Source organism: Streptomyces sp. ATexAB-D23 (genome assembly GCF_000373645.1).
GTDB classification, from domain to species: Bacteria; Actinomycetota; Actinomycetes; order Streptomycetales; family Streptomycetaceae; genus Streptomyces; species Streptomyces castrisilvae.
In genome coordinates, this window is sequence record NZ_KB892075.1 from 1 (window position 1) to 1,983 (window position 1,983).

The window sequence follows — 1,983 nt, forward strand, 5'->3', positions numbered from 1 at the left end:
CACAAGCCCTCCGGAGACGTCACACCCCCAGGGAACCGGCACGCCATACCCACGATCGCCAACGGCTCATTCGCCCGCTCCTCCACATCGGAGAGACGGCGGCGTGTCTGCTGAAGATCAGCCGTCACACGCTTGAGGTAGTCGCGAAGCTTGTCTTCATTCGGCATGCAGAGCCATCCCCTTGGGCTACCGGGCCACCCGTTCGGCTCGCCACCCTCCTCCGCGCTGCTTGCCTTGGCCTTAATCAGACCTAAAGCGCTGCGGCGTTTAGCAGCAATTAAGCCCCTGCGCATACCTTGCGGCGCGAAGTGCTCTGTCTCGAGAGGTCACCATCATGTCCGATACCGATAGCTCCGACATACCACCCTTTCCCTTTGCCCGGACCTGCCCATTCAGTCCGCCTGCCGAGTACGCACCGCTGCGCGCCGAAGGGCCCATGTCCCAGGTGGTGCTCCAGAACGGAAATTCGGCCTGGTTGGCCACCCGCCACGAGCACGTGCGTACTCTTCTCAGCCATCCGGCCACCTCGGCCAGCAGAGCCCATCCCGCCTTTCCCGCGACCGTCGCCAATGTGGGGGCTTTCGCGCAGAAAGGGTTCCTGCTGTCGATGGACTCCCCGGATCATTCGCTTCACCGGCGCATGGTCACCAGTGAATTCACGCTCAATCGCGTCCGCCGCCTGCGTCCACGTATTCAGGAAATCGTGGATGAATGTGTGGACCGCGTTCTGGAGGCCGGCGCGGGCGGCAGGCCGGTGGATCTGGTCCAGGAACTCTCGCTGCCGGTCCCCTCACTCGTCATCTGCGAGCTGCTCGGGGTTCCGTACGAGACCCGCGGTACGTTCCAGAAGTACACCGAGGTACTGCTGGAACGATCCAGTACGCCCGAGGAACGCGGGGCCGCCTTCGGCGCTCTGCGCGCGTTCCTCGGCGACCTGGTGTCCAGCAAGGACGACGCGCCCGATGACGCGCTGCTCAGCCGCCTCGCCGTGAAGTACCGGGAAGCGGGCATCTACGACCACGAGCTGCTCACCGGCTTCGCGATGCTCCTGCTCCTGGCCGGCCACGAGACGACGGCGAACATGATCTCGCTCGGGGTGGCGGCCCTGTTGCGGGAGCCGGAGAAGCTCGCCACGATCACCGCCGACCCGTCCACGACCCCGGGCGCGGTCGACGAACTGCTGCGCTGGTTCAGCATCGTGGACTACCCGACCGCCCGCGTGGCCCTTGAGGACATCGAAGTCGGTGACGTCGTCGTACGCGCGGGAGAGGGCTTCATCGCCTCGGCCGCCGCCGCCAACCACGACGAGCGGGTCTTCCCCGACGCGGCCACTCTCGACCTGGGGCGCCAGACGTCCGGCCACGTCGCGTTCGGCTTCGGCGTCCACGCCTGCCTCGGCCAGAACCTGGCCCGGGCCGAGCTCGAGATCGTCTACGACACCCTTTTCCGGCGCATCCCCGGACTGCGCCTGGTCGCTCCCCCGGAAGACCTTCCGTTCAAGGACGCGACCGTATTCGGAATCCACCGACTGGAGGTGACCTGGTGAGCCAGGGACGACTGCTGATCACCATCAAGGAAGAGGAGTGCTGCTCCTCCGGTATCTGTGCGCTGACCGCGCCGGATGTGTTCGACCAGCGTGAGGAGGACGGCGTCGTCTTCCTGCTCGACAAGGACCCCGAGCCGGCGCTGCACGCCGAGGTGAAGGACGCGGCGCGCCGCTGTCCGTCGCTCGCCATCGAAGTCGAGGAAATCCCGGCCTGACGGCCCGTTCGCCCGCCCGCTTGCCCGCTCCCCAGAAAAGGGTCTTTCTCCAGTGGCTGACAACGAAGACAAGTTCCGCGAATACCTCAAGCGGGCCACCGCCGATCTGCGACAGGCCCGGCGGGAACTCTCCGATGTGGAGGAGCGGGCGAATGAGCCGTTGGCGATCGTGGGTATGGCGTGCCGGTTCCCTGGGGGTGTGACGTCTCCGGAGGGCTTGTG

General features: G+C 66.2%; 4 protein-coding genes. 3 read left to right on the forward strand and 1 reads right to left on the reverse strand.

The features are described from left to right. A partial coding sequence (locus tag B082_RS40585; RefSeq protein WP_199783883.1) for a polyketide synthase docking domain-containing protein occupies window positions 1–167 on the reverse strand: 167 nt, incomplete at its 3' end. 269 nt (window positions 168–436) lie between these two features. Between B082_RS40585 and B082_RS0132700 the strand changes: the two genes are divergently transcribed. The 3 genes from B082_RS0132700 to B082_RS38515 form a co-directional block, all read left to right on the forward strand. Next, complete coding sequence (locus B082_RS0132700) at window positions 437–1,546, forward strand: cytochrome P450 (protein WP_234018301.1); 1,110 nt, start codon at window positions 437–439, stop codon at window positions 1,544–1,546. Further along, window positions 1,543–1,761, forward strand: coding sequence for a 4Fe-4S domain-containing protein (locus B082_RS0132705; protein WP_018555997.1), 219 nt, complete (start codon window positions 1,543–1,545; stop codon window positions 1,759–1,761). The genes B082_RS0132700 and B082_RS0132705 overlap by 4 nt, the downstream gene beginning before the upstream one ends. A 52-nt stretch (window positions 1,762–1,813) precedes the next feature. Beyond that, the coding region (locus B082_RS38515) for a polyketide synthase docking domain-containing protein (protein ID WP_158688925.1) at window positions 1,814–1,983 on the forward strand (170 nt) is incomplete at its 3' end.